Genomic DNA, 21,941 nt, shown 5'->3' with positions numbered 1-21,941 from the left:
TATCTTTAGTTTTGAAATTTTTGAATTATTTTTTCGGCAATCACTTTTGCCAGTTTTTCCTTGCTTTCCACCGTCCAACCGGCAATGTGCGGACTTAAAATTACATTGTCCATCGCGAACAGTTCTTTTAAGGAATTCGGAAGGTGATCAGAATCGAAAAGCGTTTCAAAAGAACCTTTTTCAAATTCCAAAACATCCAATCCCGCACCGAGAATTTTTCCAGCTTTTAATGCCGAAACCAAATCGGCCGTGACCACACTTTTACCGCGGGCGGTATTTATGAGCCAAAACGGTTTTGAAAACGAATTGATAAATTCTGAATTTACCATTTTGTCCGTCAACGGCGTCCACGGGGTGTGAAGGCTCAATACATCTGAGTTGTGCTGAAGTTCTTTAAGCGAAACCTGTTTTGCGTTTTCATCGCCCACATTTTCTTTTATATCGAAACAAATTATCTCGCAGTCAAAGCCGCGAAGTTTTTTTGCGAACGCTTTGCCCATATTGCCGTACCCGATGATTCCAACGGTTTTTCCGTCCAGTTCTATCCCGCGGTTGGATTCGCGGTTCCAAAGGCCATTTTTAACTTCGCTGTCGGCTTTGTTTAGGTTGTTGAATAGCGAAAGAAGCATCCCGAGCGCATGTTCGCCCACAGCGTTTCTATTGCCTTCGGGCGCGGCGATTAATTTAATCCCCAGTTTTTCGGCATATTCGGTATCGATGCTTTCCAGACCGGCGCCAACTCGGGCAATAAATTTCAGGTTTTTGGCTGCATTGAGAAATTGTTTGTCAATGTTGAAACGGCTTCGGATCACGATTCCATCGTAATTCGAAATAATTTCCTCTATTTCAGCTTTTGAGGCTTTGTAGTTTTCATCATTTGAAAACCCTGCGCCCTCAAGCATTTTCAACAATAATGGATGGTTGCTATCGAGGTGAAGAATTTTCATATTTTATATTTTTGGGTATTCGGAAACGGTTTTTTCCGAAGTTACATTCCCAGTGTGTTTTGTGGAAAGCTTTTCAAAAAGAAGGACGTGCACCTCTTCGCCGTTTTGGGTTTTCGGGCAATGCTCCACACCTTTTGGAACCACGATCAGTTCGCCTTCGGCAATGATTTCAACTTTATCGCGAAAGTGCATTTCCAACGTTCCCTTTTGCACAAAAAACAATTCATCTTCTTCCTCGTGCTTGTGCCATACAAATTCGTCCTTCAACTTCGCCAAAAGCACTTGCATATTGTCCACAACGGCTATTTGGTGCGGGTGCCAATATTTTTTAAAAGTTGAAAACTTTTCTTTTAGATTGATAGTCTGCATAACTATTCGTGTTGGTTTGGATTCGCCTGCGGATATGGAATCATTTCCTTTTCCGAAAGATTAGAAATTTTGAAATAATGCTTTTTTCCTTCAAACCAATACTCCAAAACAGCTTGATTGTTTTCCAACTTAAACGGAAATGCTTTGGATGGAGTATTTTGGGCTTCTTTCATCGGGTCGGCATCCATAATAACATCGCGTTGGGACTCGTTTTTAAGATAGCCCACAAATTGTTTTGGCTCGTTTATATTGCCTTTTGCCTCAAGAATATGATTTCTGAAATATATATTCTGAATAACCACATCGGGTTGGATTTCGCTGAAGATGATGTGCACGTTGGTGCCAGATCCGCCGTCCTTTACGCCCGCAACCCAATTTTGGTAATATGCTTCGGAAATTTTAAAGGGAGGATTTTGTTCAAAAGACGTTTTTGGACCGTCTGCTTTTGCTCCGCCACAGTTTGAAAAACTAAGGAGAAAGAAAGGAACGGTCAAAATAATAGCTATCGTTTTCATATTTGTTTTCATTTACGAAATTTACGAATAATATGGAATAATAAACCTGACCGGTTTTAAAAACCTGTCAGGTTTGGATATAATCAAAATTTAAAACCGAGACCCAAAAACCCTGCAATGCCATCAGCTGCATCTACGTTTAACGTAATATTCCGGGCATTGAAATAGGGCAGCAGCAACTTTAAATATAATTTTTCGCCAATGCGATAATGCGCGCCGGGACCAATGTTATAGATGGTCAAGGCACTGTTTTCAATATATCCCTGCGTTTGGTCCTCGAACCCGAAGCCGTAACCCGCCTGTGCAAAAACGTTCCACTTTTCCTTGTTTACAAAGTAATAATGTATGGACGGAACAAAACCGTATGAATGGATCGTTACGCCGCTATTATCCTTGATTAACGTGTTATTTGAAGTGAAAAAACTTCCGGAAAGGGAAACCTTATCGGAAACGAAAAACTCAAAACTGGCCAGCCCGATGGCTCCAAAATCATCTTCATTATTCGTTGTCGTTGGATAGGGTGAAACCGCAACTGAAAGAATCATTGTCCCTTTTTGGTTTTGGGAAACTGAAAGGAATGGAATTATAAAACAGATGAATAATGCGAGGGTTTTCATTATTTGGATTTAAAATGAAGATACTTAAAAAATTGCAATAAAAAACCCCAAAGGTCTTTGAGACCTTTGGGGTTTGAAATTATTAATCTCAACACAAATTAATGCGCAGATTGCTTCGTTCCTCGCAATTTATCCCGCCAAGGCATTGGCGCCACCAACAATCTCAAGGATTTCATTGGTAATTGCAGCTTGACGCGCTTTGTTGTATTGTAGTTTCAACGCATCGCGAAGTTCGGTTGCGTTGTCGGTTGCTTTGTGCATCGCGGTCATACGTGCGCCGTGTTCGCTGGCCACACTGTCGCGAAGGGCTTTGAACAATTGTGTTTTCAAGCTCTTTGGAATCAACGCCTCAACAATTTCTTCCTTTGAAGGTTCAAAAATATAGAAGGTTTCACTGGTCTTTGCTTCTTGGCCTTCAATGGGTTTGGGAGGCATAATTGGCAAAAACTGCTCGGTCATCACAATTTGCGTAGCTGCATTTTTGAAATTGTTGTACACCAAAACAATCTTGTCATATTTCCCTTCGGAAAAAAGACCCATCAGTTTTTCGGCAATTTCAGAAGTATTCTCAAAAGAAAGATCGTCAAAGATAGCGTTGTTGTTTTCAAGAATAGTTCCGGTTTTTTTCAGAATATCATTTCCCTTTTTCCCAAGGGTCATAAAATCCACTTGCTTGCCGCCGTAGGTATTGGCCGCCAAATTGCGGGCTTCCTTAATGATATTGCTATTAAAAGCCCCCGCCAAACCACGGTTACTGGTAATGGCAACCACCAAGACTTTGTTTACCTCGCGCTGGTCTGAATATTTGCTGCCGGTATCGGCATCAAGGGTGGCGCTTAGGTTTTGCAAAAGTTCGGTAAGTTTTTCAGAATAGGGGCGCATTGCCGTAATAGCATCCTGGGCCTTCTTCAACTTTGCGGCAGAAACCATTTTCATGGCACTGGTAATCTGCATCGTTGAGCTTACGGATGATATTCTGTTTCTAATTTCCTTAAGATTCGCCATGTTCTATTATTAACTCTGCGTTCTCTGCGTCTTTGCGGTAAAAGATATCACCGCAGAGACGCAAAGGTCGCAAAGAGTTTTACTTTTTATATTTCGCTGAAAGATCTGCTGCAACAGATGTCATTACATCAATTGCCTCATCTGTAAGTTTACCTGCTTTCAAGTCATTTAGCGTGTCTCTGTGCTTTGCGTTGAGCATTTCAAGGTAATCTCTTTCAAATTCCTTTACTTTTTCAACAGGCACGTTACGCATCAGGTTTTTTGAACCTGCATAGATAACTGCAATTTGATCTTCAACCGTATAAGGATCGTTTTCAGATTGCTTCAAAATTTCTACGTTACGTTTTCCTTTTTCAATTACATTTAAGGTTGCAGCATCTAGATCTGAACCGAATTTTGCAAACGCTTCCAATTCACGGAAAGCTGCTTGATCCAGTTTTAAGGTACCTGCTACTTTTTTCATCGATTTAATCTGCGCGTTACCACCTACACGAGATACCGAAATACCCACGTTAATAGCTGGACGAACACCCGCGTTGAACAAATCTCCATCCAAGAAGATCTGACCATCGGTAATCGAAATTACGTTTGTGGGGATATACGCCGAAACATCGCCCGCTTGTGTTTCAATAATAGGAAGTGCAGTCAATGAACCGCCACCTTTTACCATTCCTTTCAAGGATTCGGGAAGGTCGTTCATTTCTTTCGCAATATCATCATCGTTAATGATTTTTGCGGAACGCTCCAACAGACGGGAGTGAAGGTAGAAAACGTCTCCAGGATACGCCTCACGTCCCGGTGGACGACGAAGCAAAAGCGAAACCTCACGGTAGGCTACCGCTTGTTTTGAAAGATCATCATAAACGATAAGTGCCGGACGGCCCGTATCGCGGAAATATTCTCCAATGGCAGCACCTGCAAAGGGAGCGTACACCTGCATTGGCGCAGGATCTGATGCGTTTGCTGCTACGATAGTGGTGTAGGCCAATGCACCTTTTTCTTCCAAAACCTGCGCAATGTTCGCTACGGTTGAAGCTTTTTGCCCCACGGCAACATAGATACAATATACAGGCTCGCCTGCATCGTAAAATTCTTTTTGGTTCAAAATGGTATCGATACAAACGGTAGATTTACCTGTTTGACGGTCACCAATAACAAGCTCACGCTGGCCACGGCCCACGGGAATCATTGCATCGATAGACTTAATACCTGTTTGAAGTGGCTCGGTTACCGGCTGACGGTAAATTACACCTGGCGCCTTACGCTCCAGCGGCATTTCGTAAGTTTCACCAGTGATAGGCCCTTTACCGTCGATAGGCTGGCCCAAGGTATTTACCACACGGCCCACGATGCCTTCGCCTACTTTAAGCGAAGCGATACGCTGGGTACGCTTTACGGTGGAACCTTCCTTAATTTCTTTTGAAGGTCCCAAAAGTACGATACCTACGTTGTCTTCCTCAAGGTTCAATACAATACCTTCAAGACCGCTTTCAAAGGCTACCAATTCGCCGTACTGGGCGTTTGAGAGTCCGTATGCACGCACAATCCCGTCGCCCACGGTTAAAACAGTTCCTACTTCGTCCAGGGAAGCGGTAGCTTCAAAGCCTGTAAGTTGTTGCTTTAATATTGCTGATACTTCAGCTGGTTTTACTTCTGCCATAATATTGCCCGCGAAGGCGGGTATCTTTTGGTTAAACTTTATTGCCCGCGATAAATCGCGGGCCTACAATTATATTGATTTACTGAATTCTCTTTTTAAATTTCCTAACTGGTTTGCGATGCTCGCGTTGTACTGAATATCGCCAACGCGAAGAACGAATCCTCCTATTATTGCCGGGTCAACTTCGTTTTTAAGTGTTACCTTTTCGCTTCCGGTCAATTCTTTTATTTTGGCCATCACTTTGCTTTCCAATTCTGAAGAAAGGGGAACGGCCGTAATTACGGTCGCAACTTTAACGCCTTGTTCGTCATTGTAAAGGTCGATATAGCTTTTGGCCACATTCCCCAATAATGAAGTACGTTTGTTAGCTACCAAAATATTGATAAGCGAATGCGTAGCCTCAGATTGTCCACTAAAAATTTTCAACAAAGCCTCTTTTTTGTCATTGGCCTTGATTATCGGACTTTGAAGCACATTCTGCAATTCGCGGCTGCCTTCAATGGTGTTGTAAACAGATTGCATATCACCAAAAACAACAGCTTCTGTGTTGTTTTCGTTTGCCTTCTGCAAAATTGCTTTCGCGTATCGTATCGCTGCTCTGCTCATATCAATGCCCGCGCAGGCGGGTATCTTTTATATGGTTATTCTAAGTTTTCTTAGTTTAATTTGGCGTCGCCCAACATTTCGTCAACAAGTTTCAATTGCTTGTCCTTATCGGAAAGTTCGTGTTTTACTACTTTTTCGGCAATTTCCAAAGAAAGCTCTGCCACTTGTTGTTTCAATTCTGCGATTGCCGATTTCTTTTCGCTTTCAATAGCTGCCTGCGCCTGTGCGATGGTTTTATCTGCTTCGGCCTTAGCCTCCTCTTTTGCGTCTGAAATCATTTTTGCCTTTATCTCACGGGCTTCTTTCATCATTACCTCGCGCTCTGCACGGGCTTCCTGCAATAATTTTTCGTTGTCTGCCTGAAGGTTCTGCATTTCCAATTTTGCTTTTTCAGCGGAATCCAATGCGTTCTTGATTCCTTCTTCACGCTCATTAACGGCGTTCAGGATTGGTTTCCAAGCATATTTTCTCAATAAAATAAGTAACAAGACAAAGATGATTATTTGCCAGAAGAAAAGTCCGAATGAAAAGTCGTTAACTAATTTTTCCATATCAATGGCCGCCGAGGCGGGTATTTATTTAATTTAACTTTATGCTCAATTTTAATTTTAACAAACAGCCGTAACCAACCGTCACGGCCGTTTGTCAATTTTTTTTGATTACCCAGCGAAAATCGCGGCGAAACCAATACCTTCAATAAGCGCCGCTGCAATAAGCATTGCTGTTTGAATTTTTCCGTAAGCCTCAGGCTGACGTGCGATAGCTTCCATAGCTTTCCCACCGATCATACCGATACCGATACCGGCACCGATTACTGCTAAACCTGCTCCTACAATACTTGGAATTGTCATAATATATATATTAAAAATTAAACACTCAATTTAACTGTGAAAGACTTCGACAAGCTCAGCCTTGCACCATTTTCATTTATTATAAATGTTGGATTTCGCCTTCGTGCGCTTCGTGCTCTGCGTGCGTTTCGCTTGCAAAACCGAAATACAGCGCGGCCAACATTGTGAAAATATATGCTTGTAGCAATGCTACCAATAATTCAATAAGGGAAATGGCAAATGAAAGCCCGAAGGACAACGGTCCGCCAATCCAGCTTTTGAAAATAAATATCAACCCGATCAAGCTCATCAATACCACGTGGCCCGCCGTCATGTTTGCGTACAAACGGATAAGCAGGGCGAACGGCTTAATGAACAATCCTAAAATCTCGATGGGAACAAGAATGATGTAGATCAAAATTTTTCCGGCCCAAGGCATTCCGCTGCCCAATGGGTCAAAAATGTGCTTCCAGTAATCTTTGGTTCCGGTGAAAGTGGTTATCAAGAAAACGATAATTGCCAAAGCTGTGGTAACCGCAATGTTTCCAGTTACGTTTACACCCAGCGGCGTAAGGCCGAACATATTCAAAAACCATATAAAGAAAAATATGGTCAACAGGAACGGCAGGTATTTTTTGTATTTGTGCTCGCCGATGTTTGCGATTGCAATATCGTCGCGAATGTAAAGCACGATTGGCTCAAAGAAACGGCCAATTCCTTTTGGGAGGCTTCCGTTTTTGGCGTAGCTTTTTGCAAGGCTTCGGAACAACCAAATAAGCAAAAGACCGACCACGAGCATCATAACAACGCTTTTGGTTATTGAAAAATCCAAAGGGCGAACGTTTGTTGGATGGTCGCCGTGTTCCGCATCATAATTTAATGTGCCTTGGGCGTCTGTTCTATAGATTTTTTCGTGATGTAGGGCGTAGTATTTTCCGTTTGACTCAACAATTTCGTCGCCGTGGCCAAATTCAGAGGACATAAACGTATGCAGTCCTTCGTCCCAAATAATTACAGGAAGTGGGAAACCGTAGTGATGCGTTTCGCCAGTTTCTTCATCGGTGGAACCAAACAGGTTGAAACTATGGGAGTCCAACAAGTGATGGTTTATAAATTCCTTTATTTCTTCTTTTTTGGTTTTATTGCCCTCTTTCCCCGGAGCAATTTCCTTCACGTCCATGCCGTGGTCTTGGGCTACGGCAGAAAAAGAACCAATAAACAATAAGACTGAAAGTATTCTAACCAATGTTTTTCTTTGCATCTTTGAACAAATAACGGTGTCCTTAAAATCGGTGCAAAAATACATTTCTTTCTGAGAAAGAAAAAACTATTTTTTGTGTTTTTTTCTTCGGAAGAAATCTGCTAAAAATCCTGATTATTAAGCTGTTTTGAAAGAAATGCCACTTCCAAAATCAAACAGGTGGCGTAGGGAACAAAAAAAGCAGCAAATTCCGTAGTTGACATCGTTCCGTCTTCCTTATAAAAAGGATAGAAAACCAAAAAGAAAACCAGGAATTTAAGGCCGCTGCCTGCAAGAAAAATAAAGCCTGTGTGGGAGGATTTCTTGTTGAATTTTGATTGGATGAAGATTAAAATGGTCGCCGCCATGGCGTAATTCAATATATAGGAGAGTACAATGCTATCCGCAAAAATGGGCAGTTCCAAGTTTTGAAGTATAAATAGGTGTAGCGCAAAAACCCCCATTATCACCAATAAAAGAACCGTCAAAAATTTGAGAGTAGTTTTTTTCATTAAAAAATCAGGAATTCAACTTATTGGTCTGTTTTATGACCAAAAACAAGGAAGCGCCAACGCCAACGAGCGTGCAAATGATAAGAAAAGCTTTTCCGCCGTCGGAATACTTGCCGTCCAGCCATTGGCCCAGTTTCACAAAAAGATAGATGATAACGCCCATCTGTATGCCGATGCCGGACAGAATGGCCCATCGTTTCAATCCATTGTCTTTTTTATCGGCCATTTTAGAAAGATTTAATCGTCAAGATCGGTCTCAACGGCAGTTTTTTTAATACGCTGTTGCCGATCGAAGGGATGTGCTTTTGTGCCTTCAGCGGTAGCTTGGTGTGAAGCGGAAGTGCTTTTTGGCTTCCCGTCCTGCATCACGCAAGAAGCGTTCATTGTGGCTCCAGGTTCAACAGCCAATTTGCCCACGGTTACATCGCCTTCAATTACTGCTGTTGCTCGTAACGATAGTGTTCCGGAGACCTGAAGGTTGCCCTCAAACCTACCTTCTATATCGGCGTTTTCACAAGTAAGTGTGCCTATAATAACACCCGTTTTACCCAAGACTACTTTAGATGGAGTTTTTACATTGCCTTCAACAATACCATCAATTCTAAAAAATCCGGTGGAGGAAACATCGCCTTTTAGCTTGGTGCCTTCGTTGATCCTGTTTTGGGCAGAACCCGGTTCGGCAACAATTCGTTTTTCTTTTTTGTCTGAAAACATAGCAGTTGGTTTTAAAGGTTACTATTCTGTTGTTCGGTTTGTCAGTTGGCTATTGTTGGGGCTGCTCCTTCTGTAAATATTCGTCCAGATTTTTATGGATTTGAATGATTTTATAGTTGGGGGACGAAATTTCGAAATATGGATTTTTGACCTTATATTTCTTATTCTCTTTTAAAACTTCCCCAAATCCACGGGCGCCCAACTTGGTTTTCAGGCCGTGAACGATTACAAATTTGGTCTGTGGGTCGTAATAATCAATGCTGGTAACCATATCTGTATAATAGTAATCGGCAATGGCCTTGTCCAATTGTTCTTTCAATTTTTGGGCAGCTTCATCTTCCTCATTTGTGAATTTATAAACCAGTTTCCAACTGTCGGATTCTGCATCGGGAACAAAATCCGTCGCAGCAATTAAAGGAAGGACATTGCTGTATATTTGCTGCGCCTGCTTGCCTTCTTCAGTACTCGGATAGTTAAGTGAAACGAAATTCAAGGCTTTTTTATAGGCCTCAAAACCTTGTTGGCGGCCAATGGCGGTTGCTTTTAGCAATTCAAACTTTGGAATAATATCATTGCCGTTGTAAACCATCATATATTCATCGCATTTTTGGATGACCTCGGCATATTTTGCAGCTTCAAATTCTTTATAGAGCTCTTTGTATTTAAATTCTGGGCTTGACTCATCCGTAGGCAACTGCGAATTTGGATTGCGGAGAATTTCAGCATAACGCGTATCGGCGTGGTTGGTTAGAATATCATTTCGGTATTTATCGGCTTCGGAAGGATTTTCCAAAATTTCATAAATCTTAACCAAATTGTATTTTGCTGGCACCACCAATCGCGCTTCGGGATTGTAGGTAAGCAGTTTTTCGAGCCTATTAGCGGCCAGGTTGTATTCCTTAAATTTTTCTTTGTAAATCAAGCCTAATTGGTAGTATGCAAAGTTCCTGTCTTTTGCCAAACTGTCTATTGCTTTTTCGTCAGTAGGTATTCTGCTGATGTAGGTTTCCGGCTTGTATAGTTCGTTTTCTGCTATCGGCGTTACGGCCACCACCTCCTCATCCTTAGTGATCAGGGAACTTTGCTTGCTGGAAAGCCTCCAGTTGTCCTCCAATTTTCTGTCGCCCCAAATTTTTCGGAACTCCCCTTTTCCGTAAGCTACTGTGGAAGTATTGTAAAAATAGAATGTGCTGCCGCCTTTGTTTGGGCCCGAAACGGTCTTACCCTTTTCGTAAAACTCCTTGTTGGCGATTTTCTGCTCTATTTTAACAGCTTCCAACGAATCCTTTATTGCTTGTTCCTTCAATTTTGAAGTGTAATCCGTGAAAAAGGCAAGCTGTTCCGCCTCGGTCATTTTGGTCAATTTAAGGATGCTGTCATTAGTAGCAGCAATGTCTTCGTATTTTATTACATCGTCAAGGTTTTCGCGCTTCTTCGTTATGCGGCGCCATTGGCGGCTATTTTCTTCAAGAAATGTTAACGTACTGTCGTAATAAGCTCCTGCATTTTTATATTCGGCATTGTCAAAGTTTATTTCTGCAAGGGTTTGATAATTTACTGCCTGAAGAACTTTGTCCTGTTTAAAGGCCTTTATGGATTTGTTGTAGTATTTAACGGCCGTTTCAATACTGTCGCTATTGCGGTAATAATCGCCAAACTGATTGTAGATTCTGTCCAGGAACGGACGGTTTTCACGGTTTTTTTCGAGATCCCGCAACAGTTCCAAAAACGCGGTTCGGTCTCCTTTTTCGTAATCGAAATTTTTTCCCTTTTCCAAATAAGCATTGATCAGATAGGCCCGGGAAGTCTTGCGGTTCATTGCAATAACCTCATCAAAAGCAAGGTTGGCACTGTCCTTCTCGCCAAGGCGGTTGTAAAGTTGGCCTTTTATGAAGGTGTATCTTCCCTTTAATTCTTTATCCTTTACATTTTCGGAAGCCATTTTTATGTATTCCAACGCAGGCTGCAGCGAATCCAGGTTAATGAACGCCTGTGCCATCATTGCGGCGCCATCGGCAATTTCTTCTTCACTCAAATCGGCTGTCTCAAACATTTTTTTGAGATTTTCTATAGCGAATTCCTCATTTTTTAGACGGATGTTGGTTTTTGCCTTCCACACTTTCGCAACGTTAATGTTGTTGCTGGTAGGATAGCGGTCCAAAATAAAGTTGAAGGCATCCAAAGCAGGAATAAAACGGCCGTCGTAGTAGCGCGCTTTTCCAAGCAACATATAAGCCTCGTCTATCTGTGGGTTGTATTCCTTGCCGTCAATGTACATGGAATGTTTTTGGATTGCCTTTGCGGCTTTCTCCTCGGCACGGTTGAATTCGGAATTTTTAGAGGCACCGGGGGTTTTTGTCTCTGCTTCCTCAATATTGATGCGTTCTACGGGAAGGATTTCCCAAAAATTATCGCGAAAACCATACGCCAGTTGCTCCTTTCCGTCCGCAAACGCCATATCGCCATTGTAAAGCGTATTAAATTCGGTAGTTACTGCGTGGACATTGCGGTTTAAAAAGGTGTTTTTTTTGCGTGAACAGGCTGCCAAAAAAACAACAGCCAGAATAAATAATGTAATTTTATATGTGCCCTTCAAAATGCTTTCAGTTTATATAATATTGTAACTTAAAAGGTTCTATTTTAGTATGTAGAATCGCTAAAGAGCGGTAAAAATACATTTCTTTTTAATATCTGCTTAATGAAACGCCCAAAAAATGCTTCACTTTAAAGCTTTTGAAGCTTTGTTTCCTTGATTTCATTTGTACTTTTGCAAAAAAATAATCAAGATCATGAGCGAGTTCCATACGCTTACCGTTTCCGAAGTAAAAAAAGAAACTCCAAATTCCGTTTCCGTTACTTTTAAAGTTCCCGAAAATCTAAAAAATACCTTTGCATTTAAGGCTGGGCAATATATTACCATAAAACATCAAAAAGACGGCAAGGAGCTGCGCCGGGCGTATTCCATTTGTAGTTCACCCAAGAGCGGCCTGCTGAAGGTTGCCGTGAAAAAGGTGGAAAAAGGAGCCTTCTCAGAATATGCAAACAAAGACCTGAAAGCGGGCGATACGCTGCAAGTGATGCCGCCCACGGGAAAATTTATTTTGGAGCCAAATCTTAAAAATTACGTGGCCTTTGCCGCAGGAAGCGGGATAACTCCCGTGCTTTCGTTGATAAAAAGCACTTTGGAAGAAATGCCCCAAAGTTCGTTTTTACTTATTTACGGCAATCAGAACAAAAAGGAAACCATGTTTTATGACGAAATCGTTCAGTTGCAGGATAAATTTCCGGAGCGGTTTGATGTTGAATTTGTCTATAGTCGAGAAAAGTGGGACGATGCGCAATTTGGAAGAATAGGTCGCTCCCTGGTTAATTTTTACCTGAAAAATAAGTACGGGCAGATAACTTTTGAAGCCTTTTATTTGTGCGGCCCCGAACAGATGATTGACGAAGTTTCCGCAACCTTGAAGCACAACGGAATCAATTCAAAACAAATACATCACGAGCTTTTCTCTACTGCCGAAAAAGGGCTTTTGGTTGAAAAACACGACGGCAATACCAGCATTACGGTAATTCTTGATGACGAAGAGGAAGTTTTTGAAATGCCGCAGACCAAAAGTATTCTTGAAGCTGCGCTGGACGAGGGTTTAGACCCACCCTATTCCTGTCAAGGCGGAATTTGCAGTACCTGTATCGCCCGCCTGAAAGAAGGAAAGGCCGAAATGCGCAAAAACCAAATCCTCACCGAAGCCGAGATTGCGGATGGTTTGATACTTACCTGCCAAGCGCATCCTACAACTGCGAAAGTTGTTGTGGATTATGATGATGTGTAGCTTCGGCTCAGCTCAGCTACCAGAACCAGGTCATTGAGCGAAGTGGAAATGATTCCTTTGATAAAAATGCATGTTTGTTGAAAGACTAGTTCAAAATTCCATCGAGATAGCTATCGGAACCAAAAAAACTTGGAGTATTTTTAGGTGCTAAAGATTTTATTTTTTGAATTCAAAGAAGCCCCTAAAACTTAAATCCTCATCAAGGGTTGGCCAATGTATCCCGAAAGGAGAAAGTTCGTAGTCGTTTTTCTCTTCCTCGCTTGCATTTTTCAACTTTGGAAACCAGGATAATGGATGGTCTAACTTCTGTCCATCGAGGGTTTCGATACATATTTTTGAGTCTGTAAACCAGAGTCTTTTAATTTCTATATTATTTTCTAAAGTGTTCATTCCATTTTTGAATTATAAGCTCCCTATTTTCCTCAATTAAAGCTTCAGCCAATTTAATATCTCTGTTTTTTAAGCCCTTGTTTGAAATTAATTTAATTTCTTCAACTGCAAACCTTGCCTCACCGTCAGCATTTCTAACGTGTATATGTATTGGAAGATGTTCGTTTGAATAAAAGAAAAATCTAAGACCGAAAACGATAAATAAGGTCGGCATACCCATTTGCTTTAGTGCAAGTTAGTGAATTTATCCGAAATCATCTTTGAAAATCCAAAAGACCCAAAGGTTTTCCTCCTCCGGCGGACAGGTTAAAACCTTTGGGGTCTGAATACGATTCAATAATCAGTTATACTAAGATTTCTTTAATTTTTGAAACAACCGTTTCAGGTGAAATAGTCTTCATCACTTCTTCGTACCCTTTCGGAAATTTATTTCCATAAACAGAAGTGGGAATCAACGGATATTCTTTGCGGTCTGAAAGAAGTTGATTGCTTTCCGGCTGGTTGAAGGGTACAAATCCGGCAAACGGATGCGTGACACCCCAAAGCGTAATTACCGGCACACCGAACATAGCCGCCAAATGCCCGTTGCCGCTATCCATGGATACCATCAAATCCAGATTTGAAATCAGCGCGAGTTCTTCCTCAAAAGTGAGTTTTCCGGCCACATTGGTCACGTTGGCGAAAGGATTTTCAAGTTGTTGAAGTTGCTTTATTTCCTTCTTTCCGCCACCAAAAAGAAATATACGGTATTTGTCGGTTTTATCCAATTCGCGGATTACTTCAGCCATTAAGCTTAAAGGATACATTTTGCTTTGATGGGCGGCAAAGGGAGCAATGCCGATGAGTTTTTTTGGTTCTACGCCAATCAGGCCATTGAGTTTTGGCGTCAACCGTTTTTTGGGCGGGACGGTAAATGTGTTTAAGTTTAACGGAAAACCGAGCTTTTCAAAAACATCCGCATAGCGCTGGTGTGTAGTTTTTAATTGTGAAATATTTTCGCCTTTGGCAGCAATCAACTGTTTCTTTTCTGAGCGGCCTTTATCGATAGTCGCTGTTTCTAAACCCTTAAATTTTAAATATTTCGTGATTATTTTGGAACGAATTACGTTGTGAAGGTCTGCTACGGCGCCAATTCCCAAATCATTTGCTTGGTTTGCCAATTTAATCAATCCGAAGCGTTTGTGTTCGCCATATACATCAGCTTCCAAAAAATCGAGGTTGGGAATTTCTTCAAAAAAAGGTTTGAAAAATGGGCGGGAAAGCACCGTGATTTTTAGTTCGGGATAGGTTTGCGCCAAAATGCGAAGTACGGGAACGGTCATTGCCACATCGCCCATGGCGGAGAGGCGGATTACCAATATGTGTATGGGTTTGGCCATTGGAATTTTAAAAACCTAACAGGTTTTGAAAACCTGTTAGGTTTAAAATAATATTATTTCTTTCCGCGAAGCACCGGGTTTAGCTCGTCATCGTTGTACATTTTCATCTGCTTATAGACTTTCATATACTTTCTGCCGTGGGCAATATCGTCCAACAATTGGTTGATGGCGGTGCTTAAATCTACTCGTTGTTCCAAAAGCACGTTCAATTTTGCTTTACAAGCCATTTGGTGCTCTTGGGAAGCATCGGTTCGGGTAGCCTCTTCGTTCATATGATAAATTTTCAGTGCCAAAATTGAAAGCCTGTCAATGCCCCACGCGGGACTTTCGGTGTTGATGGTTGCATCATCCTTCACCTTTACGTCCTTGAATTTCTCAAGGAAATAGCTGTCAATGTATTCCACCATATCGGTGCGGTCCTGATTGGAAGCGTCTATTTGGCGCTTGAGTTTCAGTGCCGCTACCGGATCAATATTCGGGTCGCGGATGATGTCTTCATAATGCCACTGAACCGTATCTATCCAGCATTTTCGGTATAGCAAGTGTTCAATCAATTGACTGTCTTTATCGTACGGATTGCTGAAAGGTTGGTCCACGGTATTCACCTCGTGGTACTTATTTATAACTTCTGCGAAGATTTTGTTGGCCTTGTCTGAGAACATTATCTATTGTTTATTGTTATTTTTTATTTGTGTCTTCGGCTCCGCTCAGACACCGATCATTGAGCGGAGCCGAAATGCTTTTCTAAAATATGCAAATACTCAAAAGTTTCGGTGGCTTTGTGGTTTCGGTTTTCGGTTTTATCTGCTTTAAAACGTTGGTATTTTTTGGTTTTCAACGTATATTTTCCGAAGCGTTCCATCACCTTTTGCACTTCCTTTTGGCCCATCAATCCCTCGTTGTTGTAACTCAGAAAAATGTAGGGAAATTGTGCGTTTTCAATCAATTCCGCAAAACTTTTCAGTACTTCGCCGGTTTTGCACCAATCACTTTTATAGTAATCGCGCAGGCCGGTTTTGCCCTTGGGTACAAAGGTATCATATTTTGCGATAGTATTCAGCAAATGATAGTTGGCGCCGTACTGGCGGGCGTTATAGGGCGGATCCAGATAAAGGATGTCGCCTTTTATTTCCTTGATAAGCTGAATGGCGTCCTTTTGGAAAATTTGGTTTTTTTGCAAGGGCAAGACTTCGGAAAACAGATCTTTTTCTATCAGTGCGGGTTGAATTACCATCGTTTTTGCCGCCGATCTTTTTATGTGCTTTAGATAGGCTCCATAAACCGAAGCTGTATTAGCCACTTTATCGGCACTTTCAAGTAAAGAGGCGAGCAGGAAAAAATATTGGTCTTCCGTAATTGTTGAAGCTTCTTTCCAATTTTCTATTTGAATACGAACAGCGTCAATTTTCTGCCCGTTTTCTGAAGTAAAATAGTTTCTTTTAGCTTTTCCTCCTTCGGAATAATTTTCAAAAATGAAGCCTTTTTTGCCTTTTAAAGCGTTCAATTCATTTAGGAATGCTTCGTAATCGAATTCAAAATTATTACCGATATAGTTTCGGTTCAGCACATAGCTGTAATATTCCACATCGTTGGCGATTACCTGTTTTACGTGTGGCTTAAAGTTTCGGCCAACGATTCCGGTGCCTGCAAAAAGGTCGCAAAATGTTTTTTGCGAAAGCCCATTTCCGCAGGTTTCGGTAACCGTTTCAAAAATGAAGGAGGAGAGTTTGTGTTTGGAGCCTATGTAGTTCATTAAGGCAGTTCTTTTGCTTGGCCAAGAGCTTCCGTTTCAAGTTCAAGAGAAATTCGGAAATCTGTTTGCTTTAATTTTTTCAAGATTGGTTTTATTGAAGGAATAACCCCCTTCAGTTTTGCTTTTACTACTCCAATAGTTCCAGTATAGGATATTCCCAAATGTTCAGCCATTTTTCTATCCTTTAGGTCATCTAAAATAACTGTGCTGGTTTCAATTTCCAAAGCTAAAGCTATTGCACTGGATTCGCCCTTGTCTATTTGAACTTCTAAAATAGCCTGACGATAGTAGTCTGTTGCCGATTTTATAATTACCCATGCTGGCAGTGGCTCTCCGAATTCTGACGCCACTTCAGGTGTAGTTATTACTTCCCCATAAACTTTCCGCAAAATATCCAATTCCCCAATGTTTGTAAGTATAATAAAACAGCTGGTATCGGAAATAATAGTTTTAGGCATTGGCAACATCCTTTGCTAAATCTGAAGCGGGATAATTGAAGATGGAAACATTGTAATGCCCCAGAAGTTCGGCAAAAGTGCGTTTTGTTAGGCCTGCCATTTCAGCTGCCTGGCCCAACGACAACTTACCATTTTCATAAAGGCGAGATGCCACGAATATTGCAAGTTCGCTTGGCCCTATATCAAGGCCGTCAGGTATGTTTAAAGATAATGTTTTCATATTTCAAAGATAGTGAAATTCTTGTTGCCAATCTGGTTTAAAAAGAGTGCTTAAATTTTCAAAAATGAAATTGGAGAGTTTGTGTTTGGAGCCTATGTAGTTCATTTGGAAACCCAGATAATATCGCTTAAAGTTTGCTGTCCGTCAACAAAAGTAAATGATTGCAACTGCTCCGGCCGGAAAGTAGCAATATATTTTTGAATAGCATTTTTTAGCAAACCGATTTCAGCCTTGAGTTTCCAATGCTCCCCATTTTCAGCATAAACCACGATAAAAAGTCGGTTTTTAAAATGGTGCCGCTTTTGGCTGCTTTGGTTTTTGTAGAACCATTGGATCAGTTCCCCTTTATGGCTTTGGGCGTATTCTAAGGTTTTGTTGAACTGTTTTGGAAAGACCGAAGTTTTATGGTCAAAGGGAATTCCGAAGAGATAAAAATCCTTTTCGGAATCCTTGGTTTCGGCTACCTTTTCCACATTTTCAGTTTCAGAAAAAATATGTTCCACCGCCACGGCGCTCCAGAAATTGTACCAGCGGTTGGCGGTGTAATTGAACAAACTTCGTTTATCGAGTTTATGTTCTGCAATTGCCTGCTTCATTTTCAAGATTAACCCCGCCCACTCCTGTGTGCTGTAAATAAAGTTGGTATAGCGGTCCCATTCATCATTTTGTTTTTGGCCCCAACTGTAATGATACGGAAGCCTGCGCTTTAGTTCTTTTTCAATATTTTCGAGATTCACCGCAATCATAAAAACAGAAATACAAACGGCAAAACGACCACCAGCCAAAGCATGATTTCCTTAAACCAAAATTCGGCCATATCCTTTTCCACATAACGATCCGTTTCAAATCCTTCAATATAATTGGCTGCAATAATTGAAATGGGAGCCAAGACAAAAAGAATTTCGGCCCCCGTTTTTTCCGGGCCCATTATGGCTACAAACAAACTGGTTATGCTTACATATAATAACAGCAGATAATTGGATTTTTCCTTTAAGGAAACTGCGGAAAGCCTTAAAATTCGGTACACCCCCGTCCAAATATAAAAAGCGAGAATTACGGTAACAGGTACTAAAACGGAAGCAAAATGGTATTTTGAAAAATCGAAACTTATAGGTTCCCTCCAATTAAAAAACCATGCAAACGAATCATATACAAGCAGTTGGACTGCGGTATTTATGATCAAGACAGCAGCAAAACCCGTGAAAGGAACGAGCATCTGCTTATAGTCTGAATTCGGCTTTTGTATTATGGCAATCCAAAGTGGGATAAAAAACAACAGGCTCCAAAAATAGAACAGGGAGGCGAGGGTAATCCAAATACTGGCATCGAGAATTTTTTTAGAAGAATTTTTATCACTTCTCAAACTCATTATCCTTCGCAGGGCAAGTATGAGAAACGCATTGGCCAAAAGTATTTTATGCTGAAGAAAAATAACCGGCAGCATTACCATAAAACAAGTAAAAAAGAAGATAGCGAAGGTATTGGTTTTGGTTAGATGGTTTTTTCGGATAATAAAATCCAAAAGCAACATAATCAACACACTAAGAACTATAAAAGCACCATGGACAAAAAGCAAATAAGGGGTAATGACCACCGCAGATCCTGAAATTGCGCCAAATAAATAGCCCGCAACAATAAAAACACTGAGAATTAAATAATTTAAAGGAATGGATTTTCCAAAAAAGCTTGTCAGCATACGGGGTATTTTTATACTTTTGTCTTCTAAAGATTAAAGATATGACTTGGAAAGGTTTTTGGGAAGGAATAGCTTCCCTTTTTGAAAATGTTCTTTTTATCCCTTACGATGCTTTGATGAAAGTAGAGCTTGATAGTTGGTGGCTTGCAAACATTGTTTCCTGGGTATTCTTACTTACCGGTGCTGTCGCGTTCATTTATTGGATGCGTAAGCTTAAAGAATTTAACGAAAGCACTGAAAGCAATTATACATTCGACGAAACTCCTTAAATTGGAGCTGCCCCGAATTTAAAAAATATTCAAGATTGCCTCCTCCCCTTTAGGGCTGGTGGTCAAAGATCAAAACCGATATCCTTACGATACTGCATCCTATCAAAACTTAGTTTTTCTATGTTATGATAGGATTTTTTTAGTGCCTTTCTGAAATCATCATCCAAGGAAGTTATTGCCAAAACACGGCCGCCATTGGTACGGATTTTGCCGTTTTCGAATTTTGTGCCCGCGTGAAAAACGATGGAACCTTCCACATTTTCCAACCCTAAAATTTCCTTCCCTTTTTCGTAAGCTTCGGGATACCCACCCGATACAAGCATTACTGTAGCAGCACTTCTTTCGTCAATTTCAATAGTTACAGTGTTGAGTTTTTGATGATATGCAGCTTCCAATAAATCAACCAAATCGGTTTTAATGCGCGGCAAAACGACCTCCGTCTCGGGATCGCCCATCCGTACATTGTATTCTATCACGTAGGGTTCGTTATCCACTTTTATCAACCCGATGAAAACAAAACCTTTGTAATCAATTTGCTCTTCTGAAAGACCGTTCACGGTTGGTTTCACGATTCGGTCCTCAATTGTTTTCATCAAAACTTCATCTGCAAATGGTACCGGGGAAACGGCGCCCATTCCGCCGGTATTTAAACCTGTATCGCCTTCGCCAATGCGTTTGTAATCTTTTGCCGTGGGAAGGATTTTGTAATTTTTTCCATCGGTTAGTACAAAAACGCTTAACTCAATTCCGTCCAAAAATTCCTCGATGACCACTTTGGAACTCGCTTCACCAAACTTGCTGTGCGTAAGCATGTTTTCGAGCTCCTGTTTGGCTTCTTCTAAATCCTTCAAAATCAAAACACCTTTTCCGGCGGCCAGTCCGTCTGCTTTCAAAACATAGGGTGGCTTTAATTTTTCCAAAAATGCCTTTCCGGCTTCCAAAGATTCCGCGGTGAAACTCTCATAGGCTGCCGTAGGAATGTTGTGCTGCATCATAAACTCCTTTGCGCGCTGTTTACTGCCTTCCAGCAAGGCTCCGTGTTTTGAGGGACCAATTAGCATTACGTTTTTTAATGCCGAAGTTTCGGCAAAATAATCGGCTATTCCGTGCACCAACGGGTCTTCGGGACCAACCACTACCATTTCTATATTATTTTCAACAACGCATTTTTTCACCGCCCCAAAATCGGTTACCTTTAGATCCACATTTGTTGCAATGGAAGCTGTACCCGCATTTCCGGGCGCTACGAAAAGTTTTTCGCAGCGGTTGCTCTGCGCAATTTTGTATGCAAAAGTATGTTCGCGGCCGCCGGAACCCAGGATGAGTATGTTCATTTTATAGCTTTTTGAAACCTACAAGGTCTTAAAGACCTTGCAGGAAGTTTTGTTTCGGTGTCAAAAATAATTCATTTTAAGGCTAAAACAAGGCAATAGCAAATAAAAGGTCCCGCAATTCAGCGGGATTTCTTCAACTAACATTTTCCGACAGGTTTTATTCTAAAACTTTCGGAAAATGAGTTTCAGTAAATTTGTACCTTGAACCGCTAATTTATTTGAAGCGAATTTGTCTTTGGAAAAATTTGTTTTCGATTTAAAAATTAAAGTAAGCTTTTGAGACTTTTCGATATTTCCCTTTTTCTGAAACGGTTTCCCATTAAAAGGGCCAAGGAGGAATTGCTTCAAATTTCTGAAATTAAGGAAGCGGACTACGAGGCATTTTTGAATGTGAAAAAGGCCGAAATTGCAACCTATCATTTAAAAAATAATCCTTTTTATCGCCAGAAAGTGAAGGGCGATTTTTCAACTTGGGAATCGCTGCCTATTTTGAAAAAAGCAGATTATCAAATTCCGCTGAAGGAACGGCTTTCAAAAGGCTTTTCGGAAAAAAATGTTTACGTAAACAAAACCTCGGGTTCCAGCGGCAATCCCATCCGCTTTGCGAAGGACAAGTATAGCCACGCCATCACTTGGGCTTACCATATGGAGCGGTTCGGGTGGTTCGGGATAAACTTCAATACTTCGTTCCAGGCGCGGTATTACGGAATTCCGTTGGATACAATTGAAAACAAAACCGTAAAGCTAAAGGATTTTCTGGCCAACCGCCATCGGTTTTCGATACTTGATCTTTCTGAAAAAGCATTGGACGACATGTTGGAGGTTTACAAAAGGAAACCTTTCGATTATATAAACGGTTACACCAGCAGCATCGTGCTTTTTGCGAAGTATTTGAAGGGGAAAAACATTGTTTTAAAAGATGTTTGCCCCTCATTGAAAGTCTGCATCGTCACTTCCGAAATGCTTTTTGAGGCTGATAAAATTTTGCTTGAAAAACAACTTGGGGTTCCCGTAGTCAATGAATACGGCTGCTCAGAGGTGGGCGTCATTGCGTTTACCAATTTAGAAGGCGAATGGGAAGTAGATTCCAAAACGCTCTTTATGGAAATTTTGGATGAAAACGATAAGCCGCTTCCCTTGGGAAAAGAAGGGCGAATAGTCATTACTTCCTTGCACAACAAGGCACATCCGTTTATTCGTTATGAAATTGGCGACTACGGTGCCTTGAGCGAAAGAAGCACTCCCAAAAAGCCTATCTTGAAAAAACTATTGGGCAGAACCAACGATTTTGCCATACTTCCAAGCGGAAAAAAAGCTGCGGGCATGACTTTTTATGTTATCACCAAAAAAATAATGGAGGAGAGCGGAACCATGAAGGAATTTAAAGTGATACAAACAAAGATGGATACCTTTGAAGTAAATTATGTGAGCGAAGAGGCATTAACGGAGGAAAAGAAAAGCTTTATTGCAGAAACACTTGAGCAATTTTTAGAGCCGGGTTTAACTTTTAACTTCAACCGAAAGGAACAACTGGACAGGACCGAAAGTGGCAAATTGAAGCAGTTTGTTTCGTTGGTTGAAAATTAATCACAATCAA

27 protein-coding genes are annotated in these 21,941 nt (G+C 41.1%); 3 read left to right on the top strand and 24 right to left on the bottom strand.

Going from position 1 to position 21,941, the window contains the following annotated elements:
- Nucleotides 1-5: 5 nt before the first annotated feature.
- The 14 genes from POV26_RS15185 to porW all read right to left on the bottom strand — a co-directional run bounded on the left by POV26_RS15185 (nt 6) and on the right by porW (nt 11,611).
- The gene (locus POV26_RS15185) at nt 6-947 is read right to left on the bottom strand and encodes a 2-hydroxyacid dehydrogenase (RefSeq protein ID WP_272857314.1); all 942 of its coding nucleotides are present in this window, start codon (nt 945-947) and stop codon (nt 6-8) included.
- Nucleotides 948-950: 3 nt separating this feature from the next.
- Nucleotides 951-1,316, bottom strand: coding sequence for a cupin domain-containing protein (locus POV26_RS15180; RefSeq protein WP_272857313.1), 366 nt, complete (start codon nt 1,314-1,316; stop codon nt 951-953).
- A 2-nt stretch (nt 1,317-1,318) separates the two neighbouring features.
- The gene (locus POV26_RS15175; protein ID WP_272857312.1) at nt 1,319-1,843 is read right to left on the bottom strand and encodes a hypothetical protein; all 525 of its coding nucleotides are present in this window, start codon (nt 1,841-1,843) and stop codon (nt 1,319-1,321) included.
- A 71-nt stretch (nt 1,844-1,914) separates the two neighbouring features.
- The gene (locus POV26_RS15170; RefSeq protein WP_272857311.1) at nt 1,915-2,448 is read right to left on the bottom strand and encodes a hypothetical protein; all 534 of its coding nucleotides are present in this window, start codon (nt 2,446-2,448) and stop codon (nt 1,915-1,917) included.
- Between the two features lie 129 nt (nt 2,449-2,577).
- Nucleotides 2,578-3,453 (bottom strand): ATP synthase F1 subunit gamma, encoded by an 876-nt coding sequence (gene atpG / locus POV26_RS15165; protein WP_272857310.1) that lies wholly within the window; start codon nt 3,451-3,453, stop codon nt 2,578-2,580.
- 79 nt (nt 3,454-3,532) lie between these two features.
- Nucleotides 3,533-5,113, bottom strand: a complete 1,581-nt coding sequence (atpA, locus tag POV26_RS15160; RefSeq protein WP_272857309.1) for a F0F1 ATP synthase subunit alpha — start codon at nt 5,111-5,113, stop codon at nt 3,533-3,535.
- 69 nt (nt 5,114-5,182) lie between these two features.
- Nucleotides 5,183-5,719 carry an ATP synthase F1 subunit delta gene (gene atpH / locus POV26_RS15155; protein ID WP_272857308.1) on the bottom strand — a complete coding sequence of 179 codons (537 nt, stop codon included), beginning with the start codon at nt 5,717-5,719 and terminating at the stop codon, nt 5,183-5,185.
- Nucleotides 5,720-5,769: 50 nt separating this feature from the next.
- Complete coding sequence (locus POV26_RS15150) at nt 5,770-6,270, bottom strand: F0F1 ATP synthase subunit B (RefSeq protein WP_272857307.1); 501 nt, start codon at nt 6,268-6,270, stop codon at nt 5,770-5,772.
- A 108-nt stretch (nt 6,271-6,378) separates the two neighbouring features.
- On the bottom strand, nt 6,379-6,570 hold the full coding sequence (atpE, locus tag POV26_RS15145; protein ID WP_272857306.1) for an ATP synthase F0 subunit C: 192 nt from the start codon (nt 6,568-6,570) through the stop codon (nt 6,379-6,381).
- Between the two features lie 79 nt (nt 6,571-6,649).
- Nucleotides 6,650-7,810: a F0F1 ATP synthase subunit A gene (gene atpB, locus POV26_RS15140; RefSeq protein ID WP_272857305.1), complete on the bottom strand. Its 1,161-nt coding sequence runs from the start codon at nt 7,808-7,810 to the stop codon at nt 6,650-6,652.
- A gap of 101 nt (nt 7,811-7,911) precedes the next feature.
- Nucleotides 7,912-8,301 (bottom strand): DUF6168 family protein, encoded by a 390-nt coding sequence (locus POV26_RS15135; RefSeq protein WP_272857304.1) that lies wholly within the window; start codon nt 8,299-8,301, stop codon nt 7,912-7,914.
- Nucleotides 8,302-8,308: 7 nt separating this feature from the next.
- Nucleotides 8,309-8,527: an AtpZ/AtpI family protein gene (locus tag POV26_RS15130; protein ID WP_272857303.1), complete on the bottom strand. Its 219-nt coding sequence runs from the start codon at nt 8,525-8,527 to the stop codon at nt 8,309-8,311.
- A gap of 11 nt (nt 8,528-8,538) precedes the next feature.
- The gene (locus tag POV26_RS15125; protein ID WP_272857302.1) at nt 8,539-9,015 is read right to left on the bottom strand and encodes a bactofilin family protein; all 477 of its coding nucleotides are present in this window, start codon (nt 9,013-9,015) and stop codon (nt 8,539-8,541) included.
- A gap of 49 nt (nt 9,016-9,064) precedes the next feature.
- The gene (gene porW, locus POV26_RS15120) at nt 9,065-11,611 is read right to left on the bottom strand and encodes a type IX secretion system periplasmic lipoprotein PorW/SprE (protein WP_272857301.1); all 2,547 of its coding nucleotides are present in this window, start codon (nt 11,609-11,611) and stop codon (nt 9,065-9,067) included.
- Nucleotides 11,612-11,804: 193 nt separating this feature from the next.
- Here porW and POV26_RS15115 point away from each other — a divergent pair, with 193 nt between their 5' ends.
- On the top strand, nt 11,805-12,845 hold the full coding sequence (locus POV26_RS15115) for a ferredoxin--NADP reductase (RefSeq protein ID WP_272857300.1): 1,041 nt from the start codon (nt 11,805-11,807) through the stop codon (nt 12,843-12,845).
- Nucleotides 12,846-13,001: 156 nt separating this feature from the next.
- Here POV26_RS15115 and POV26_RS15110 read toward each other — a convergent pair whose 3' ends face one another.
- The 9 genes from POV26_RS15110 to POV26_RS15070 all read right to left on the bottom strand — a co-directional run bounded on the left by POV26_RS15110 (nt 13,002) and on the right by POV26_RS15070 (nt 18,741).
- The gene (locus POV26_RS15110) at nt 13,002-13,235 is read right to left on the bottom strand and encodes a DUF2442 domain-containing protein (protein WP_272857299.1); all 234 of its coding nucleotides are present in this window, start codon (nt 13,233-13,235) and stop codon (nt 13,002-13,004) included.
- Nucleotides 13,216-13,449 carry a DUF4160 domain-containing protein gene (locus tag POV26_RS15105; RefSeq protein ID WP_272857298.1) on the bottom strand — a complete coding sequence of 78 codons (234 nt, stop codon included), beginning with the start codon at nt 13,447-13,449 and terminating at the stop codon, nt 13,216-13,218. The genes POV26_RS15110 and POV26_RS15105 overlap by 20 nt, the downstream gene beginning before the upstream one ends.
- A 130-nt stretch (nt 13,450-13,579) precedes the next feature.
- Nucleotides 13,580-14,614, bottom strand: a complete 1,035-nt coding sequence (locus tag POV26_RS15100; RefSeq protein ID WP_272857297.1) for a glycosyltransferase family 9 protein — start codon at nt 14,612-14,614, stop codon at nt 13,580-13,582.
- A 53-nt stretch (nt 14,615-14,667) separates the two neighbouring features.
- Nucleotides 14,668-15,276 (bottom strand): DUF4254 domain-containing protein, encoded by a 609-nt coding sequence (locus POV26_RS15095; RefSeq protein ID WP_272857296.1) that lies wholly within the window; start codon nt 15,274-15,276, stop codon nt 14,668-14,670.
- Nucleotides 15,277-15,332: 56 nt separating this feature from the next.
- Nucleotides 15,333-16,367: a DNA adenine methylase gene (locus POV26_RS15090; RefSeq protein ID WP_272857295.1), complete on the bottom strand. Its 1,035-nt coding sequence runs from the start codon at nt 16,365-16,367 to the stop codon at nt 15,333-15,335.
- On the bottom strand, nt 16,367-16,825 hold the full coding sequence (locus POV26_RS15085; protein WP_272857294.1) for a PIN domain-containing protein: 459 nt from the start codon (nt 16,823-16,825) through the stop codon (nt 16,367-16,369). Before POV26_RS15085 ends, POV26_RS15090 begins: the two co-directional genes overlap by 1 nt.
- Nucleotides 16,818-17,045: a UPF0175 family protein gene (locus tag POV26_RS15080; RefSeq protein ID WP_045080429.1), complete on the bottom strand. Its 228-nt coding sequence runs from the start codon at nt 17,043-17,045 to the stop codon at nt 16,818-16,820. The genes POV26_RS15085 and POV26_RS15080 overlap by 8 nt, the downstream gene beginning before the upstream one ends.
- A 101-nt stretch (nt 17,046-17,146) precedes the next feature.
- Nucleotides 17,147-17,791 carry a hypothetical protein gene (locus tag POV26_RS15075; RefSeq protein WP_272857293.1) on the bottom strand — a complete coding sequence of 215 codons (645 nt, stop codon included), beginning with the start codon at nt 17,789-17,791 and terminating at the stop codon, nt 17,147-17,149.
- Nucleotides 17,788-18,741 carry a DUF6427 family protein gene (locus POV26_RS15070; RefSeq protein WP_272857292.1) on the bottom strand — a complete coding sequence of 318 codons (954 nt, stop codon included), beginning with the start codon at nt 18,739-18,741 and terminating at the stop codon, nt 17,788-17,790. The genes POV26_RS15075 and POV26_RS15070 overlap by 4 nt, the downstream gene beginning before the upstream one ends.
- Before the next feature lie 41 nt (nt 18,742-18,782).
- Here POV26_RS15070 and POV26_RS15065 point away from each other — a divergent pair, with 41 nt between their 5' ends.
- Complete coding sequence (locus tag POV26_RS15065; RefSeq protein WP_272857291.1) at nt 18,783-19,010, top strand: DUF6341 family protein; 228 nt, start codon at nt 18,783-18,785, stop codon at nt 19,008-19,010.
- A 62-nt stretch (nt 19,011-19,072) separates the two neighbouring features.
- Here the strand turns inward: POV26_RS15065 and purD are convergent, their stop codons facing one another.
- Nucleotides 19,073-20,344, bottom strand: a complete 1,272-nt coding sequence (gene purD, locus POV26_RS15060) for a phosphoribosylamine--glycine ligase (protein ID WP_272857290.1) — start codon at nt 20,342-20,344, stop codon at nt 19,073-19,075.
- A 276-nt stretch (nt 20,345-20,620) separates the two neighbouring features.
- On the opposite strand from purD, the gene POV26_RS15055 reads away from it, so the two are divergent.
- Nucleotides 20,621-21,931: a phenylacetate--CoA ligase family protein gene (locus POV26_RS15055; RefSeq protein ID WP_272857289.1), complete on the top strand. Its 1,311-nt coding sequence runs from the start codon at nt 20,621-20,623 to the stop codon at nt 21,929-21,931.
- Nucleotides 21,932-21,941 lie beyond the last annotated feature (10 nt).

It is taken from the genome of Aequorivita todarodis (genome assembly GCF_028561335.1).
Taxonomy (GTDB): domain Bacteria; phylum Bacteroidota; class Bacteroidia; order Flavobacteriales; family Flavobacteriaceae; genus Aequorivita; species Aequorivita todarodis.
Note: the sequence above shows the minus strand (reverse complement) of the source record. Positions and strands in the feature narration are given on the sequence as shown.

Bases quoted from the DNA above. Each gene is read 5' to 3' on its own strand.
- POV26_RS15185 (WP_272857314.1), bottom strand. From the start codon at position 947: ATGAAAATTCTTCACCTCGATAGCAACCATCCATTATTGTTGAAAATG.
- POV26_RS15180 (WP_272857313.1), bottom strand. From the start codon at position 1,316: ATGCAGACTATCAATCTAAAAGAAAAGTTTTCAACTTTTAAAAAATAT.
- POV26_RS15175 (WP_272857312.1), bottom strand. From the start codon at position 1,843: ATGAAAACAAATATGAAAACGATAGCTATTATTTTGACCGTTCCTTTC.
- POV26_RS15170 (WP_272857311.1), bottom strand. From the start codon at position 2,448: ATGAAAACCCTCGCATTATTCATCTGTTTTATAATTCCATTCCTTTCA.
- atpG (WP_272857310.1), bottom strand. From the start codon at position 3,453: ATGGCGAATCTTAAGGAAATTAGAAACAGAATATCATCCGTAAGCTCA.
- atpA (WP_272857309.1), bottom strand. From the start codon at position 5,113: ATGGCAGAAGTAAAACCAGCTGAAGTATCAGCAATATTAAAGCAACAA.
- atpH (WP_272857308.1), bottom strand. From the start codon at position 5,719: ATGAGCAGAGCAGCGATACGATACGCGAAAGCAATTTTGCAGAAGGCA.
- POV26_RS15150 (WP_272857307.1), bottom strand. From the start codon at position 6,270: ATGGAAAAATTAGTTAACGACTTTTCATTCGGACTTTTCTTCTGGCAA.
- atpE (WP_272857306.1), bottom strand. From the start codon at position 6,570: ATGACAATTCCAAGTATTGTAGGAGCAGGTTTAGCAGTAATCGGTGCC.
- atpB (WP_272857305.1), bottom strand. From the start codon at position 7,810: ATGCAAAGAAAAACATTGGTTAGAATACTTTCAGTCTTATTGTTTATT.
- POV26_RS15135 (WP_272857304.1), bottom strand. From the start codon at position 8,301: ATGAAAAAAACTACTCTCAAATTTTTGACGGTTCTTTTATTGGTGATA.
- POV26_RS15130 (WP_272857303.1), bottom strand. From the start codon at position 8,527: ATGGCCGATAAAAAAGACAATGGATTGAAACGATGGGCCATTCTGTCC.
- POV26_RS15125 (WP_272857302.1), bottom strand. From the start codon at position 9,015: ATGTTTTCAGACAAAAAAGAAAAACGAATTGTTGCCGAACCGGGTTCT.
- POV26_RS15115 (WP_272857300.1), top strand. From the start codon at position 11,805: ATGAGCGAGTTCCATACGCTTACCGTTTCCGAAGTAAAAAAAGAAACT.
- POV26_RS15110 (WP_272857299.1), bottom strand. From the start codon at position 13,235: ATGAACACTTTAGAAAATAATATAGAAATTAAAAGACTCTGGTTTACA.
- POV26_RS15105 (WP_272857298.1), bottom strand. From the start codon at position 13,449: ATGCCGACCTTATTTATCGTTTTCGGTCTTAGATTTTTCTTTTATTCA.
- POV26_RS15100 (WP_272857297.1), bottom strand. From the start codon at position 14,614: ATGGCCAAACCCATACACATATTGGTAATCCGCCTCTCCGCCATGGGC.
- POV26_RS15095 (WP_272857296.1), bottom strand. From the start codon at position 15,276: ATGTTCTCAGACAAGGCCAACAAAATCTTCGCAGAAGTTATAAATAAG.
- POV26_RS15090 (WP_272857295.1), bottom strand. From the start codon at position 16,367: ATGAACTACATAGGCTCCAAACACAAACTCTCCTCCTTCATTTTTGAA.
- POV26_RS15085 (WP_272857294.1), bottom strand. From the start codon at position 16,825: ATGCCTAAAACTATTATTTCCGATACCAGCTGTTTTATTATACTTACA.
- POV26_RS15080 (WP_045080429.1), bottom strand. From the start codon at position 17,045: ATGAAAACATTATCTTTAAACATACCTGACGGCCTTGATATAGGGCCA.
- POV26_RS15075 (WP_272857293.1), bottom strand. From the start codon at position 17,791: ATGATTGCGGTGAATCTCGAAAATATTGAAAAAGAACTAAAGCGCAGG.
- POV26_RS15070 (WP_272857292.1), bottom strand. From the start codon at position 18,741: ATGCTGACAAGCTTTTTTGGAAAATCCATTCCTTTAAATTATTTAATT.
- POV26_RS15065 (WP_272857291.1), top strand. From the start codon at position 18,783: ATGACTTGGAAAGGTTTTTGGGAAGGAATAGCTTCCCTTTTTGAAAAT.
- purD (WP_272857290.1), bottom strand. From the start codon at position 20,344: ATGAACATACTCATCCTGGGTTCCGGCGGCCGCGAACATACTTTTGCA.